This is a genomic window from Actinoalloteichus caeruleus (assembly GCF_049311605.1).
GTDB classification, from domain to species: domain Bacteria; phylum Actinomycetota; class Actinomycetes; order Mycobacteriales; family Pseudonocardiaceae; genus Actinoalloteichus_B; species Actinoalloteichus_B caeruleus.
The window spans coordinates 3587508-3605033 of record NZ_CP186005.1 but is presented as its reverse complement, the minus strand read 5'-3'; the positions used below and the strand labels follow the sequence as shown (position 1 = coordinate 3605033).

The window sequence follows — 17526 nt, the reverse complement described above, 5'->3', positions numbered from 1 at the left end:
TCCTCACCCCCGCTTGCGCAGCACGTAGCACTGGAACAGCGCGTGCCCGGACGGGGTGGCCGCGCTCCGCTGGAGTACCTCCAGCCCCGACATCTCGCACCACGGCGCGCTGATGAGGATCGGGGTGTGGCCGAGCAGGACGACGAGCCCGCCGTCCCGGCACGCGCTCACCGCCGCCGCCATCAGCTCGTGGGCCTGCGCCGTGCCCACGACGAACGCGTTCAGGTGGCGGCAGATCACCAGGTCGGCGCTGCCCGGGGGAACGGCCGGTCTGATGCTGTCGCCGCAGTGGGTCTCGTCCACCCGGGACCGCGCGTAGGCGGCCATCTGGGGGCTGAGGTCCTGGCCGATCGTGCGGGTCCCGGGAACCCGTCGTTGGACGGCCTGGAGGAACGCCCCGGTCGAGCAGGCGGCGTCGTAGGCGACGCCGCCCCGGAACCCGAGTTCGACGAGCCGGTCCGGCACGGAGTCGCGCAGCACCGACTCGGCGTGGTCGAGTTCGCGGGCGAACTCCTCGGTGAGTTCCCAGCCGTCCGGGTCGAACTCGGCCGCCGCGTCGCGGACCCGGTCGCCGAGCTGGGCGAAGGGGTAGTACAGCTCGGCTCCCGGGTCGGCCACGGCCGCCGCGAACAGCGCCGTCCGCTCGGCCTCGTCCACCGGCCGGTGGAACACGGCGACGTGGTCCTCGGCGACCTGTTCCCGCTCCACCACCCCCAGCAGCATGTCCGCCTGGACCAGGCAGCCCTTGAGGCGTTCGGCGGGTTCCCCGTCCCGGTCGGGGCCGGGGTAGGCGGCCTCGGTCTTGCGGCCGACCAGCCGCAGCCCGGACACCTGGAGGTAGAACAGGTCGTACGGTTTGCCCTCGGCGTAGGTCTCGACGACGCGCTCCGGTGCGCGTTCCGCCGCTCCCGTCAGTGTGATCACCGGGTTCCCTCCAGTGCGTCGCGGATGGCCGTGGCCGTGCCGCGCAGGTGGTCGTCGTCGAACAGCAACTCGTGCCGGCCGGGTACCGGGGTCACGACCAGGCCGGGGAACAGGGCGCGGTCCCAGCCGCGCGGCCGGGTCGCGGCGGGGTCCTCCCCGCCGGCCACCAGCAGGGCCACCCGGTCCGGGTAGGCGGGTTGCGGGTACCGGGAGGCCAGGTCGCCGTTGTGCTCCAGCTCCCCTGCGAGGTCGACGCCCTCCGGGGAGTCGGCGTCCACGCCCAGCTCGGCCAACCGCTCCCGGATGCCGTCCCGCGCGTCACCGGCCGGGGTGCTGGCGTTCAGGTTGTGGCTGTCGATGAGGAGCAGGTCGGTGACCGCGTCGCCGTGGGCCCGCATCTGCCGGGCCATCTCCAACGCGACCACCCCGCCGAAGGACCACCCGCCGAGGTGGAAGGGGCCTTCGGGTTCGAGGGTGCGCACCCACTCGACGTAGCGGGTGGCCATGTCGGCGAGGGTGGCGAACCGGTTGCCGGGTTGGCCGAACCGGGGGTCGGAGATGACGTGCAGCCGCCATTCCGGCAGCAGCGGGGCCAGCCCGTGGTAGGGCAGGGCCAGGCCCTCACCGGGGTGCACCAGGAACAACGCGCCGCCGGTGGCGTCGGGGTTGAGGGTCTGGACGTGGCGGGACCCCGAACCGGCCACCGGTGCCAGCAGCTGTTCGGCAAGGCCGGCGACGGTGCCGGCCTTGAGGATCTGGGGGACGTCGCAGCGCACGCCCTCGGGCAGGTTCTCCCGCAGCACCCGCAGCAGCCGCACCACCAGCAGGGAATGTCCGCCGAGGTCGAAGAAGTCGTCGTGGGCGCCGATCCCGGTGACGCCCAGCACCTCCTCCCAGCAGCGGGCGATGAGCACTTCCAGTTCGGTGGACGGCGGGCGGGACGCCTCGGCCACCGCCGTCGACGCACCGGCACCGGCCAGGTCGGCGAGGCGACGCTGGTCGACCTTGCCGTTGGCGGTCAGCGGCAGCTCGTCGAGCACGGAGATCCCACCGACCATCCAGTCGGGCAGCCGCTGGCCCAACCACCGGCGCAGCTCGCCGGGGTCCACCTCGGCGTCGGCTCGGGGAACGGCGAAGGTGACCAGGGTGCCCTGGTGGGCGACGGTGACGGCCTGCCGGACGGCCGGGTGCGCCTCGGCGGTGCGGTCGACCTCGGCGGGTTCGACGCGGTGCCCGCGCACCTTCACCTGGCGGTCCTGCCGGCCGAGGAACTCCAGCTCCCCGGTGGGCAGCCACCGCGCCCGGTCGCCGGTGCGGTAGAGCCGGCCGTCCCCGAAAGGGTTCGCGGGGAAGGCGCGGGTGGTCAACTCCTCGTCGCCCAGGTACCCCGCGCCCACGGCGATCCCGGCGATGGCCAGTTCGCCGGCGCAGCCGGGCGGCACCTCCCGCAGGTGGGCGTCGACGACGTGCGCGGTGGTGCCGGCGATGGCGCGCCCGATCGGCACGCGGTCGCCCCGCCCGTCCTCCGCGACGCAGGTGTGGTGGGTGACGCTGATGGACGCCTCGGTCGGCCCGTAGGCCTGGTGCAACCGGGCCCCGAGCCCCGAGTCGTGGAACGCGCGGACCAGGGCGGGGGTGACGGCCTCGCCGCCGGAGAGGACGTGCCGCAGCCCGGAGCAGTCGACGGCCTTGGGGCCGTCGAGGAACGCGGCCAGCAGGGTCGGCAGGAAGTGCGCGACCGACACCCGTTCGGCGACGACCAGTTCCGCGAGCCGGTCGGTGTCCAACACGGCCTCGGGCGGGGCGACCACCACGGTTCCACCGTGGGCCAGCGGGAAGAACACCTCCCACAGCGCGATGTCGAAGGCCGTTCCTGCGGTGGCCAGCACCCGGGGCGGCTCCTCGGTGGGGAAGGCCGTGCCCGACCAGAGCACCCGGTTCACCAGGCCGGCCTGGGGCACCAGGACTCCCTTGGGGGTGCCGGTGGAGCCGGAGGTGTAGACGACGGCGGCGTCCCGGTCCGGGTCGGTCGCCCGGGGCGGGGACGGGGGTTCCTCGCTCGCCTCGGTGAGGGTGCCGTCGGGGTGGACGACGGGCCACGCGGCGAACCCGGCCGGGTCCAGGTCGGTCAGGACCGCCGCCAGGCCCGCGTCGGCGGCGATGGTCCGGCGCCGGGCCGCCGGGTGGTCGGGGTCGAGCAGCACCGGCACCGCGCCGTGCTGGCGCAGTGCCAGCAGCGCGGTGACGAAGGCCGTCGACCGCCCCAGGCAGACACCGACGAGCTGCCCGCGTTCCACGCCGGCCGCCGCGATCCGGTCGGCGAGGGCGGTGGTGCGGGCACCCAGCTCGGCGTGGGTGAGGACCGCGCCGTCGGTCACGACGGCCGGTGCGTCCGCAGTGGTCTCCCGGTGCGGGACGACCAGGTCGAGCAGGGACGTGGCCCCGGGCCGCCCCGAGGTGGCGGTGGGGGTGGCGTTCCAGCTCGCGACGAGGGCGCGGTCGGCCTCGGGCAGCACGTCGAGTTCCCGCAGCCGCGCGTCGGGGCGGCGGCACAGCTGCTCCATGAGCAGCTGGAAGGTGGCGATCAGCCGGTCCACCTCGGCCGAGGTGAAGTGGGTGGTGTCGTAGTTGAAGTGGAAGGCGAGCTTCTCCAGGGGGAGCACGATCAGGCCGATGGGGTACTCGGTCTTCTCCTGGGCGTGCAGGTCGATGACCTGGATGCTCAGCTCGTCGTCACCGGGGAGGTTGTCCTCGGGGTAGTTCTCGAAGGCCACCAGGCTGTCGAACACGTGCCCGCCCGACAGCTTGGTCCCCCCGGCCCAGGACTTGATCTGGGCGAGCGGCACGTGGCCCTGGGCGGCGGTGGTGGCCAGGTCGCCGTGGATGGCGGACAGCAGCTCGGTGACGGTCCGGTCCGGGTCGAGCCGGATGCGCAGCGGGATCGTGTTGATGAACAACCCGACCATGTGCTCGGACCCGGCCAGTTCGGGTGGCCGGCCGGCGATGGTGAGGCCGTGCACCACGTCCTCCGCCCCGCTCCGCAACGCCAGCAGCATGCTCCACGCGGCCTGGGTGATCGCGTTCGACGTGACGCCGTAGTCGCGGGAGGCCTCGGCCACCAGCGCGGTCAGTGACTCGCTGAACTCGTGGACGACGGTGTGGAACAGGCCCTCCTGGTCGGCGGGGGCCTCGGAGAACGGGGTGGGGGCCAGGTCGGCCAGGTACTCCCGCCAGAAGCGTTCCGCGCCGTCGCCCCGGGCCGTCTTGGCCCGGATCCAGCCGACGTAGTCGCGGTAGGGGCGGCATGGACTGAGCTGGGGTTCGCGGCCGTGCGCCAGCTCCTCGTAGATCCGGAACATGTCGCCCCAGATCAGCGACAGGCACCAGCCGTCGAGCAGGATGTGGTGGTGGCTCCACAGCAGGTAGTGGCTGCCGGTGCCGCGCCGGACCAGGGTGAGCCGGTACAGCGGGCAGGCGTCCAGGCCCAGGCCCGTCTCCCGGTCGTCGACCAGCAGGCGCTCCAACAGGCCGGCGTGTTCCTCGGGGGCGTGGGTGGTCCAGTCGAGCACCGTCCACGGCGGTTCCACATCGGAGCGCACGTACTGGAGGGGTTCGGTCAGCTCCTCCCAGACGAACCCGGTGCGCAGGATCTCGTAGCGGTCGGCGACCCGACGCCAGGCCTCCCGCAGCGCGTCCTCGTCGACCTCGCCGACCAGTTCCAGCACGTTCTGGTTGAAGTAGGCGTCGGAGTCCGGCCAGTACAGGCCCCGGAACAACATGCCCGCCTGCATGGGGGCCAGCGGGTAGACGTCGACGACACCGGGCCGGGAGCGCACGGCGTCCAGCTGGTCCTGGTCGATCCCGGCGAACAGCGCGTCCTCACCGGGTTCGGCCATGGGCTGCTCGACGGCGGGGGCGTCCGAGGCCCGGTCCGCCGAGGCGGCCATCGCGCGGACGGTGCGGTCGGCGAAGATGTGCGCGACCTCCAACCGGATGCCCTGCCGTTGGGCGCGGGCGGCCAGCCGCATGCTGGAGACCGAGTCCCCACCCGAGCGGAAGAAGTCGTCGTCGATGCCGGGTTCCCCGCCCCCGACCAGTTCGGCCCAGAGGCTGGCGATGGCCCGCTCGGTGGGCGTCTCGGCCGGGGCCGAGGTCCGCTGCCCGGCGGTCGTCTCTGGCAGGGCGGCCCGGTCGACCTTGCCGGAGTTCGTCAGCGGCAGGGCGTCCAACCACACCAGCTCCCCGGGGACCTGGTAGGCGGGCAGCGCGGCGGTCAGCCCCGCCAGCACCCGCGCCGACGCCCGCGCCGGTCCGCCTCCCGCGTCGGGGTGACCGGAGACGAAGGCGACCAGCCGGCGGGAGGCCTCCCCGCCGCGCAGCACCACGGCGGCCTGCCGAACCAGGTCGGACTCCAGCAGGGCGGCCTCGATCTCACCCAGCTCGATGCGGTAGCCGCGCAGCTTCACCTGGCCGTCCCGGCGGCCCAGGTACTCCACGACCCCGTCCGGTCCGAACCGGGCCCGGTCCCCGGTGCGGTAGAGGCGGTCACCGGGACCCCCGAAGGGGTCGGGCACGAACCGCTCGGCGGTGAGACCCGGCCTGCCGAGGTAGCCGACCGCCACCGCCTGCCCGCCGATGCACAGCTCGCCCTCCGCGCCCACCGGCAGCGGGTTCAGGTCCTCGTCGAGGACGTGGACGCGGGTGTTGTCGACCGGGGTGCCGATGGGCACGAACGGCCGGTCGTCGTCGGCCCGCACCGGCCAGTGGGTGACGTCGATGGTGGCCTCGGTGGGGCCGTAGAGGTTGTGCAGGGCGCAGTGCGGGAGCCGCCGGGTGAACTCGGCGGCGACCGGTTTGGGCAGGGCCTCGCCGCTGGAGATCGCCACCCGGAGCGACCCGGCCCGCTCGACGTCGGCCACGTCGAGGAACGCGGGCACCAGCGACGGCACGAAGTGCAGCATGGTCACGGCCTCGTCTCGGACCAGGCGCACCATCGCCGTGGCGTCCCGCCGCGCCGGCTCGGGAGTGATGACCAGTCGTGCGCCGCTGATCAGCGGCAACAACTGCTCCCACACCGAGACGTCGAAGCTGAACGAGGTCTTGTGCAGGACGACGTCGTCGGGTCCGACGTCGTACCGGTCGCGCATCCACAACAGGCGGTTGACCAGGCCGCGGTGGTTCACCGCGACGCCCTTGGGCCGGCCGGTGGACCCGGACGTGTAGATGACGTAGGCGAGCAGGTCGGCGCCGGGGAAGTCGACCTGGGCGCCGCCGCCCTCACCGGACCAGCCGTCCGAGAACACCAGGGTCGGCCCCCCGTAGCCCAGCCCGTCGAGGCGGTCGGTGGTGTCGGTGACGAGAGCGGCCGCGCCGGCGTCGCCGAGCAGGAACCCCAGGCGCTGGGCGGGAAGCTCCGGGTCCAGCGGGAGGTAGGCGGCACCCGAGTACAGCACGCCGAGGACGGCGGTGATCCGCTCGTGCGAGGGGGGCAGGGCGATGGCCACCACGTCGCCGGGACGCACCCCCAACCCGGCCAGCCGCGCCGCCACCCCGCCGGCCGCCGCGTCCAGTTCGGCGTAGGTGACCGTGCGGCCCTCGAAGGTGACGGCGGGCCGCGCACCGTGTTCGGCTGCCCGCTGCCGCACGAGCTCGTGGATGCCCACCTCGGTGGGGAAGGCGCGGACCGTGTCGTTCCACTCGGCCATTCTCGCTGCGGTGTCGTCGGCGTCGTCGGCGAACAGGTCGCTCACGCGCAGGGTCACGGGTTCTCTCCTCCGTCAGGGTCGCCGCCGCGGGCGATCCGCTCCAGCAGGCGGGCCAGGTGGCGGACCAGTCCGGTCGCCTCGGCCGGGGTCAGCGCGTGGGGCTGGTAGGTCAGTTCGAAGGTCAGCCGGTCTCCCGGCAGGACGGTCAGGGACACGGCGAACTCGGTGCTCTCCACGGCGCGGACGACCCGCAGCGCCCCGTGCCCGCCGAGGGGCTGCCCGGTGCGGTCGCCCGGGTAGTTCTCGAACACCACGATCGAGTCGAACAGCGCGTCACCGGCGCCCGCCCAGGCGCGGATGCGGCCGAGCGGGTGCGCGGCGTGCTCGTAGGTCTCGACCAGGTTCCGCTGGACCTGGCGGAACAGCGCGGGCAGCTCGGCGTCCTCCGCGAACCGCACCCGCAGGGGCAGCGTGTTCAGGCACAGCCCGACGAGCCGTTCCGACCGGGGGATCTCGTCGGGCCGCAGGGACATCACGACCCCGAACAGCAGGTCCCGGCTCGCGCAGCGCTGTCCCAACAGCAGCGACCACGCGGCCAGCACCACCGAGTGCAGGGTGGCCCGGCCGCGTTCCGCCACCCGGGTCAGGGACCGGGTCGCCTCCCGGGACATCTCGGCGGTGACCAGGGTCGCCGTTCCCGCGCCCTGGGCGCCGGCACGCCCGATCCTGGTGGGTTGGGCGCCGGCCAGCGCCTCCCGCCAGAAGCGGGCCCCGGCCTCCTCGTCCCGGGTGGCCAGCCACCCGAGGTAGGCGTCGTAGCCGGGTCGGGCGGGCGGTGCCCAGGCACGGCCGTTCGCCTCGGCCTCGTAGGCGGAGGCGACGTCGGCGAGCACCAACGGCAGGCTCCACCCGTCGAGCAGGATGTGGTGGTGGCTCCACAGCAGCCAGCGGCCGGCGCGGCCCCCGTCGATCCAGTGCCAGCGCTGCTGACCGGGCGTGGACAGGTCGAAGGGTTCGGCCCGGTCGGCGTCCAGCACGGTGCCCGGCCCGGCTCCCGGTAGGGCGTGGAGACGCCAGTCCACGGGCGGCGGGGGCCCGATGACCTGCACGGGTTCGTCCAGGCCCGCGCTGGCGAACGCCGCGCGGAACACGTCGGTGTGGTCGACCACCCGTTGCCAGGCAGCCCGCAGCACGGCCTGGTCGACGTCGCCGTCCACCGCGAACAGGAGCTGCGTGTGGTAGGCGGTTGACCCGGGCCGGGCCAGGTGCCAGGCCAACATGCCCTGCTGCGCCGGTGCCAGTGGCAGGAGCGCCCGGGTTCCGGGGCGGGTGGTCAGGACGGCGCGCAGGTCCTCGACCGGCAGGGCGACGGCCGGGAAGTCGGCGGGGACGGCGGCGACGCCGACCGGTCCGTCCAGCGCCGACACCAGGTCGAGCAGCGCCGCCAGCAGCTCCTCCGCCAGCGACCGGACCGTCGCCGGCGTGAACCGGCCCGGGTCGTGGAACCACTCGGTCCACAGACCGCGGTCGTCCAGGCCGGACACCAGCTCCAGGCCGGGGGGCACGGCGTGCTCTGGGGCGGCGTCGTCCCCGACGGTCTGCCGTTCCGCCCTGGTGAACAGCCCCGCGCCGCGCGGTCCGGTCGTGGAACCGAGGTGGTTGACGACCAGCTCCGGTTCGGGTTCGGCGCCGGCGCGCAGGAGTCCGTAGCCGACGCCCTCGTCCGGGACGCCGGCCAGCGTCTCGCGCACGTGGCGCAGCGTCTCCAGGGGGTCGTCGGTGTGGACGTCGAAGGCCACCGGGTGCACGCTGGTGAGCCACCCGACCGTCCCGGTCAGGTCGGGCCAGCCCGGTGGCCCGGACCGTCCGTGCGTCTCGCGGAGCACCGCCACCCGGGGTTCCCCGGTCCACCGGGCGACGACACGGGCCAGGGACGCCAGCAGGATCTCGTCCACCCGTAGCCGGTGTCGGGTGGCCGCCGCGAGCAGTGCCCCGCTGGCCGTCGGGGGCAGGGCGGCCCGCAGCGGGGTGCCGCTGGCTCCCTCGGCGCCCTGTCCCCGTGCGGAGGGCAGGCCGGGCAGGTCTGCCAGGGTCCGGCGCCAGTGCTCGCGTTGGGCGGGGGTGTCCACGCTGGTGACGAGGGCGGGGCGCAGGCGGGCGAGGTCCTCGAACGACGTCGGCGGCGTGGGCAGGGTGACCGGTTCGCCTCGGGCCACCTGCCGGTAGGCGGTGTCCAGGTCGGAGAGCACGGTCTCCCAGGAGGCGTGGTCCACCGCCAGGTGGTGGGCCACCAGCAGGACGGCCTGTCGGCCGTCCACGCCCTCACCGACGAGGGCGGCCAGGGTGGGGCCGTCCTCGACGTTCATCGCCGTGTGCACCGGGCCGGCCAGTTCCGTGATGGTGCGCGGTCCGATCGGGACGTCGGCCCGCACCACCAGCGCCAGTTCGTCGGAGGGTGGGGCGAGCACGCCGTGGTCCTGCCAGCGTCCCTCCGCCCACACCGCGCGCAGCCGGAACGCGTCGTGGTGGGCCGCGACGGCCCGCAACGCCGCCAGCAGCAGCGCCGGGTCGACCGGCTCGGCCGGTTCCGCCAGCACCGCCTGGTTGAGGTGCCCGGTGTGGCGGGGGAGGCCGGCGAGGAACCGGCGTTGGGCCGGGGTCAGCCACAACCGGCCAGCCCCGGGCGGCGGTGCCGCCGGGACGGCGGCGGTGGCGGCGGATGGCAGCGGCACGGCGCTGGCGGCCAGCTCGGCCAGTGACGCCGTCCGCAACACCTGGGACAGGTCCACCCGCCAGCCGGCGGCGCGGGCCTGGGCCACCACCCGGATCGCGCTCACCGAGTCCCCGCCGAGGTCGAAGAAGTTGGCGTCCCGGCTGATCACCGCCTCGGCGGTCCCGGGCAGGACCCGCGCCCAGATGGCCGCGAGGTCCCGTTCGGGTGCGGTCTCCGCCCCGTCCACCACGGCCGTGGTGGACGCGGTGGTGGACGCCGGGTCGGGCAGGGCTGCGACGTCGAGCTTCCCGGTGGCTCCGACCGGGAGTTCCCGGAGGACCACCAGGTGCGCGGGCACCATCGCCCGGGGCAGCCGGTCCCGCAGCCGCCGCCGCACCTCGGCGCACAGCCGCTCGGGATCCGCGGTCGGGTCGGCGGGCACCAGGTATCCGACCAGGGCGGTGACGCCCCCGGGGTCGGCGTGGGGCAGGACAGCGCAGTCCACGACCCGGGGATCGGCGGTGAGCGCCACCTCCACCTCGTGGGGTTCGACGCGGACACCGGCGATCTTCACCTGGCGGTCGACCCGGCCGACGAACTCCAGGCCCCCGTCGGGGTGGTGGCGGGCCAGGTCGCCCGTGCGGTAGGCGCGGGCGCCGGGAACGCCGGCGTGCGGGTCGGGGACGAAGCGGTCCGCCGTCGCCGCCGGGCCGCCCAGGTAGCCCCGGGCGAGGACCGCACCGCCGATGACCAGCTCGCCGACGACACCCACCGGCACCGGCTGGCCCTCCGGGTCGAGGACGTACACCCGGGCGTTCGGCAGGGCCTCCCCCAACGGGACCCGGTCGGGGGGCGGATCGCCGGGGCCCCGCCAGTGGGTGGCGATGATCGAGGCCTCGGTGGGCCCGTAGGTGTGGTGCAGGACCGCCGAGGTCCGCTCGGCGAACCGGGCTGGCAGGCTCGGGGAGAGGCGTTCCCCGCCGCACAGCACGTGCCGCAGGGACGGCGCGACGGGTTCCCGCAGGTAGTGCTCGAGCAGGGTGGGTACCAGGTGCAGCACCGCGACCCGTTCGGCGGCCACCAGGTCGGCGATGGCGCCGACGTCCCCGTGGCGGTCCTGGTCGAGCACCACCAGCCGACCACCGTTGGCCAGGGGGTGGAACATCTCCCACAGGGAGATGTCGAACCCGACGGCCGCGACCTGGGCCACGGCCTCCCCGGGCCGCGTCGGGTAGGCCAGCCGGGACCACAGCAGCTGGTTGGCCAGCCCGCGTTGCGTGCACTGCACGCCCTTGGGTGCCCCGGTGGACCCGGAGGTGTAGGTGACGTAGGCCAGCTGGTCGGGTTCCGGCCGCCGGACCGGCACGGCTTCGCCCGGGCGCAGGTCCTCGACGCGCAACGTCGGCAGGCCCTCGCCGGCGCAGTCCCCGGCGCCGTCGCTGATCACGGCGTGCGCGCCGCAGTCGGCGAGGATCGCCCGGTGCCGCTCGACCGGTTGCTCCGGGTCCAGGGGGACGTGGACGCCGCCCGCCCTCCAGATGCCCAGCACCACGGCCGGCAGTTCCGCCCGGCGCCCGATCCTGGTCGCCACCGGCCCCTCCACCGGGATCCCCCGGCCGCGCAGCCAGGCGGCGACGCCGTCCGCGAGGGCGTCGAGTTCGCGGTAGGTGAGGGAACGGGTCGACGTGGTCACCGCCGTCGCGTCCGGTGTGGCCGCCACCCACCGTTCGACCAGGCCGAGCACCTCGGTGGGCCGGTCCGGCAGGGTCCGCTGGTTCGGTGCGGCCAGCAGCCGCCGTCGTTCCCGGTCGTCCACCAGGTCCAACGCGGCCACCGGCCTCCCCGGGGCCTCGGCCGCGTTGGCGAGCAGCCGCGCCAGGGTGGCGGCCAACCCGTCCACCCCGGCCTGGCCCACCAGGTCGGCCGCCGCGCGGATCTCGATGTCCACCGCACCCGGGGTGACGCGCGCGGTGATCTCCAGGTCGAAGGCCCCCAGCAGGGGTGTTCGGGGTACCGTCGTCGCCGTGGCCCCGCCGAACGCCGCCGTCTTCGGAACGGCCTCGTCGTCCACGTCGAACACGACCTGGGTCAGGCCCCGGTCGGCGCGGGACAGCTCCCGCACGATCCGCTGCGTCGGGACCGAGCCGTGCGCGAAGGCGTCGCGCGCCGCGTCCCGGGTCCGGGACACCTGGAGCGCGAACGGCTCCGCCGGGTCGACGTCCGCCCGGATCGGCAGCACGTTGACCAGGGGACCGACCAGGGCGGCCCGGGTGTCGTCGCCCCGGTCGGCCACCGGCGCACCGACGACGACGTCACGTTGTCCGCAGATCCGCGACAACCAGACCCGCACCCCCGCCAGCAGCGTGACGAACGGGGTGGCGTTCGCGTGCCTGCCCACTTCGGCGAGGGCGTGGGCGGCGCGGGGCGGCAGGCTCACCCGGGCGATGGTCCGGTCGGGGCCGAGGGTGGCCGGCCGCCCCCGGTCGGTGGGGAGGTCGAGCCGTTCCGGCGCCCCGCGCAGGGTGTCGGACCAGAACGCCAGCTCCTCCGCGTCCGGGGGCGCGTCCCGGTCGGCCGCCGCCCACGCCAGGAAGCTCGGTGCCGGGGCCAGCGACACCGCCCGGTGTTCGACCTCGGCCGTGTAGGACTCGGCCAGTTCGCGGACCAGGAGCCGCGCCGACCAGCCGTCCCCGGCGACGTGGTGCAGCACGACGACCAGCGCGTGGTCCTCCGGGCCCAGGCGCAGCAGGGTCCAGTGGACCGGGGGTGCGGAGGCGAGGTCGAAGGGTTCGGCGACCAACTCGTCCACCCGTCGGTCGAGTTCGGCGCCGGTCGCCTCGGACAGGGCCAGCGGCGGGCCGCAGTCGGTGGCCCGCCAGACCGGGCCGTCCTCACCCTCGGCGAGCAGGCTGCGTAGCAGGTCGTGGCGGGTGGCCAACGCCGAGGTCGCCGCCGTCAGGGCCGGAACCGACAGCGGTCCCGCCAGCCGCAGCACCACGGGCAGGTGGAAGGTGCCCTCGCCGGTCGTGGTGGCCTGCGCCCAGATCCCCAGCTGTGTCCACGACAGCGGAGCCGAGCTCACCGGGGCGGCGGGCACCGGGCCGGCTCCTCCCGGGGTGCGCTCGTCCGCCCACGGCGCCAGTGACTCGATGGTCGGGTTGTCGAACAGGTCCGGCATCCGCAGCCCCGGGTAGCCCAGCGCGTGCATGCGGCGCACCAGGTCCATCGCCAGCAGCGAATGCCCGCCCAGGGCGAAGAAGTTGTCGGCCAGCCCGACCCGGGGCACTCCCAGCAGCTCCGCCCACAGCGCGGCCACCGCGCGCTCCCGGTCGGTCCTCGGTTCCCGGGAACCGGCGCCGGGCTCGGGCCCGGCGGGAACCGCCAGCGCCGCCCGGTCCACCTTCCCGGCGGCCGTCCTCGGCAGCGGCGAGTCGTGCACCCGGATCACCGAGGGCACCATGAAGGGGGGCAACCGGCCGGCCAGGTGCGCGCGGACCGCGTCCGAGTCCACCGTGGACGAGGCGGCGACGTGCGCGGCGAGGACATCGCCCCGGACGACGACGGCCGCCTCCGCCACCCCGGGGTGGGCCGCCAGCGCCGTCTCCACCTCGTCCAGCTCGACGCGGTAACCGCGCAGTTTGACCTGCCTGTCGGCGCGGCTGACGAAGTGCAGCACCCCGTCCTCCACCCGGGCCAGGTCCCCGGTGCGGTACATCCGCCGCCCGTCCCCGGTGAAGGGGTCGGGGAGGAACCGCTCGGCGGTCAGCCCCGGGCGGCCGACGTAACCCCGCGCCAGGCCGGTGCCCGCCAGGTACAGCTCGGCGACCACCCCGTCAGGCACGGGCGCCAGGTAGCGGTCCAGCAGGTAGGCCCGGGTGTTCGACGTGGGCGCTCCGATGGGGACCCCGCCGGCCTCGGCCAGCTCGGCGGCGGTGGCGCCGACCGTGACCTCGGTGGGGCCGTAGGCGTTGACCAACCGGACGTCGCGCACCAGCCGGTGCCAGCGGTCGACGGCGGCCCGCCCCACCTGCTGGCCGCCGATCGCGACCAGCCGCAGCGCCGGCGGCAGCACCAGCCCTTCCTCGCCCAGGGCGTCCACCAGGCGCTCCCAGTAGCCGGTGGGCAGGTTCGCCACGGTCGTCGCGGTCCGCTCGCAGTGGGCGAGCAGCGCTCGCACCGAGGTGACCGACTCGTCGTCCCGCAGCACCACGGTCGCGCCGGCCACCAACGTCGGGAACACCTCCTCGACCAGCACGTCGAAGGTGACCGCGCAGAACTGGAGCGCCCGATCGGCGGGGGAAAGGCCGTACTCCCGCACCGCCCACCGGACGTGGTCGGCGAGGGCGCCGTGTTCGACCACCACCCCCTTGGGCTCACCGGTCGACCCCGAGGTGAACAGGACGTACGCGGGATCACCCGGTGCGGGTTCCGGTCGCCCCGGGTGCCGCGGCGCGCCCTCCTCCGCGACCGGGATGTCGCCAGGGTGGAGCACGGCGACGTCGGCTCGGGCGAACCGGTCGACGTCGGCGGTGACGAGCAGGCGGGCACCGCTCGTCCTGAGCTGACCGGTGACGCGGTCGTCGGGGTCCTCCGGCGACAGCGGCAGGAACGCGCACCGCGCGACCAGCACGCCGAGGAGCACGGCCACCAGGTCCGCAGACCGGGGCAGGCACACGCCGACCACGTCACCCCGGGTGGCCCCCGACGCGACGAGCCGGGCCGCGACGGCGTCGGCGTGCCGGACGAGGCCGGCGAAGTCGACCGTCCGGGCACCGTCGAGCACAGCGGGTGCGCGGGGGGCGCGGGCGGCCGCCGCTCGGACGAGCCCCACCACCCCCTCCGTCGGCGGTTCGACGGGGCCGGCTATCCCCGGCGGGACGGGGGTGTCGGTCAACCGGAGCCGGCCCACCCGAACACCGGGGTCGGCGAGGACGTCACCGAGCAGGGCGGTGAGGCCGTCGGCGAGGATCTCGGCGGCCGGCGCGTCCAGCACGTCGTGGTTGAACTCCAGCTCCAGGTCGACGCCGTCGGGCACGGCCCTGGCGATCAGGGTGAGGTCGAAGGCGGTGGTCCGCGACGGTGGGCGCAGCGCCTCCGCCGCCACCCCGGGCAGTGCCACGGGCACGCCGAGGGAGTCCTCCCACACCACCATGTACCGCATCAACGGGTGGTGCCCGCTGTCCCGGCGGCGACCGAGCAGGCCGGCCAGCCGTTCGACGGGCACCGCCTGGTGTTCGTGGGCGGCCGGCACCGCCTCCCGGCACTGGTCCAGCACCTCGGTGAAGCGCGGGTCGCCGCGCAGGTCGGCCCGCAGCGGCAGCGTGTTGACCAGCATGGTCACCGCGGTGTCGGCGCCAGGCAGTCCCCGATCGGCCACCGGAGCGGCGACGACCACGTCATCGGCCCCGGAGAAGCGGTGGACCAGCACCTGGAACGCCGCCAGCAGCACCATGAACGGCGTCACCCCGCGCGCGGAGCACAGCGCGCGCAGCGCCTCGGCCCGGTCGGGCGGGAGCACCCGGATCGCGCGGCCGGCCCGGTGCCCGCCGTCCACCCGGTGCCGGGGTCCGACCGTGAGGTCGACGTCGAGGGTCGCCCCATCGAGGCGGTCCCGCCAGAACCCCAGATCCCGTTCCGCGCGGGCGGAGTCGACCCCCGGTGTCACCAGCGCCGGGTTCGTCGGCGGGTCGAGGCGCGGAGCGCGGTCCTCGACGGCCGAGGCGTACAGCTCCCGCAGCTCCTCGGCGACCAGGCGCATGGACCACCGGTCGATGACCAGGTGGTGCAGCACGAGCAGGAAGACGAGGTCGTCGTCGCCCAGCCGCAGCAGCCGCGCCCGCACCAGTGGGGGCCGGTCCAGGTCGAACGGCTGGGCCAGCGCCTCGTCGCCGGCCGCCGCCACGCGCGCGTTCCGCTGCTCGGGGGACAGCCCGCGCAGGTCCTCCACGTGGAGGGGCACCGGCGCGGCGTCGGCCACCAGCAGCCGGGCCGGCCCGTCGTCGCGGGCGGGGGAGGAGCGCAGCACGGGGTGCCGGCGGGTCAACGCGTCCAGTGCCCAGCGCAGCGCCGCCTCGTCGACGGTGCCCCGCCACCGGGTGGGCACCGCGACGCCGAACAGGCCGGGGCCGCCGAGGAACTCCTCCTCGAACAGGATCCGCGCCTGGCCGGGGGACAGCGGCAACTCCGTCGGCTCCACGGACGCCGCCGGATCCTCCCCGTCGTCCGCCGTCCGGGCCTCGATGTCGGGGGTTCTCGCCTCCTCGACCCGGCGGGCCAGCGCGGCGACGGTGCGGGCGCGCAGCACGTCGGCCATCGACAGCCGCACCCCGTACCGGCGCCACACGGCCGCCACGATCCTGGTGGCGGTCAACGAGTCCCCGCCCAGGGCGAGGAAGTCGTCGGAGACCCCGACCCGGGGCAGGTCGAGCAGGTCGGCCCACACACCGGCCAGGTCGCGTTCCAGCCCGGTCGCCGCCGCGCCGTTCGCGTCGCAGCCGCCGACGTCGGGGACCCCGCCGCTGGCCGGGGCCTCGGGCAACGCCGCGTAGTCGATCTTCCCGTTGGCGGTGAGGGGGAAGCGGTCCACGCTCACCCATCGGGTGGGGATGACCGCCTCCGGGAGCCGGTCGGCCAGGTGCGCGCGCAGCGCGGCGGGTTCGGCGCCGCCCTGGAGGTAGGCGACGACACGGTCACCGGTGGGTCCACCGACCAGTCGGACCGCCGCCCTGGACACCGAGGGATGCTGGTGCAGCAGCGACTCGACCTCGGCCGGGTCCACCCGGTGGCCGCGCACCTTGAACTCCGCGTCCACCCGTCCGAGGAACTCGATCCTGCCGTCGTCCAACCACCGGACGCGGTCCCCGGTGCGGTACACCCGCCCGCCGCCGGCCGGGTCCAGACCGAGCCAGTCGGGCAGGAACCGGGCCGCGGTCTCCGCCGGACCGCCCAGGTACCCCCTGGCCAGCGGAGCACCGGCCACCACCAGCTCCCCGGGCACGCCGACCGGCACCCGCCGGCCCTCGGGGTCCACGACGGCCACCGAGCAGTTGTGCATGGGCCGGCCCAACGGCATCCGGGACGCGCCGTCGACCGGGCTGGCCTCGTCGTGCAGCACGGTGATCGTGGTCTCCGTCGGACCGTAGGCGTGGACGAGGACGGTGCCCGACCGGTCCAACAGCCGGTCGCGCAGCGACGGGGGGACGCGCTCACCGCCGCACACCGCCAGGCGCAGCCCCCGCGTCGCGTGCTCGTCCGCCCCGGAGAGCAGTTCGTCCAACACCGAGGGCACCAGGTGCGCGACCGTGACCTGGTGGGCCCTCATCAGCTCCGGCAGGTAGGGGACGATGCCGTGCACCCGGTGTTCGGCGACCACCAGCCTCGCCCCGGCCACGAGCCCGGCCAGCAACTCCCACACCGCGATGTCGAACCCGGGGGAAGCCGTGGCCAGCAGCACGTCCCGGGGCCCCAGCGGGTACGCCTCCTGCCACCACGCCATGCGGTTGGCCAGGGCTCCGTGCGGGACCAGCACTCCCTTGGGCCGGCCGGTCGACCCCGACGTGTACATGAGGTAGGCGGCCAGCGCCGGGTGGGGGTCCGGCCACGGCCCCCCGTCGCCGTCGCCGGTCCGCTCGGCTCCGCTCCCGCCGTCGAGGGCCTCGTCGACCCGGAGCACGGGCCCGTCGACCCCGGGGGAGGAGGCGGACGTCAGGGTCACGACCGGACGCGCGTCGGCGACCACCGCCGCCCGCCGACCCGAGGGCCACCTCGGGTCGAGGGGCAGGTACACCCCGCCGGCCCGGACCACCGCCAGGCAGGAGACCAGCACGTCGAGCCCGTCCTCGGCCAGCACGGCAACGGGCCGTTCCGGCCCCACCCCGAGCGCCCGCAGCCGGCGGGCCAGCGCGGCCGACCGGGACCCCAGGTCGGAGTAGGACAGCTGGCGGTCCCCGCGCACCGCGGCCACCCGGTCGCCGTTCTCGGCCAGGGCCGTCGCGACCCGCCGCCACCACCGGCCCGGGTCGTGATCGACCCGGGCACCCCGTTCCCAGTGCCGCCTGAGTTCCGCCATAGTCGCCTCAGGCTAGGAACGGTGTTTATCGGATCCTTATCGGATCCGTTCTCCGGGGAAAACCGATCGATAAGGGAGAGGGATACAAAAAGCGGACGCACACGCACGGGTCTCCC

The 17526-nt window shown here is 75.2% G+C and carries 3 protein-coding genes; all 3 read right to left on the bottom strand.

All coding sequences use genetic code 11. The features are described from left to right. Positions 1–3 precede the first annotated feature (3 nt). The 3 genes from ACOJVX_RS14450 to ACOJVX_RS14440 are packed head-to-tail and all read right to left on the bottom strand — an operon-like array spanning position 4 to position 17410. Positions 4–924: a class I SAM-dependent methyltransferase gene (locus tag ACOJVX_RS14450; protein WP_030227257.1), complete on the bottom strand. Its 921-nt coding sequence runs from the start codon at positions 922–924 to the stop codon at positions 4–6. Further along, the gene (locus ACOJVX_RS14445) at positions 921–6686 is read right to left on the bottom strand and encodes an amino acid adenylation domain-containing protein (RefSeq protein WP_422646840.1); all 5766 of its coding nucleotides are present in this window, start codon (positions 6684–6686) and stop codon (positions 921–923) included. Before ACOJVX_RS14445 ends, ACOJVX_RS14450 begins: the two co-directional genes overlap by 4 nt. Next, entirely contained in the window at positions 6683–17410 is a 10728-nt protein-coding gene (locus ACOJVX_RS14440; RefSeq protein WP_422646839.1) for an amino acid adenylation domain-containing protein, read from the bottom strand. Before ACOJVX_RS14440 ends, ACOJVX_RS14445 begins: the two co-directional genes overlap by 4 nt. Positions 17411–17526 lie beyond the last annotated feature (116 nt).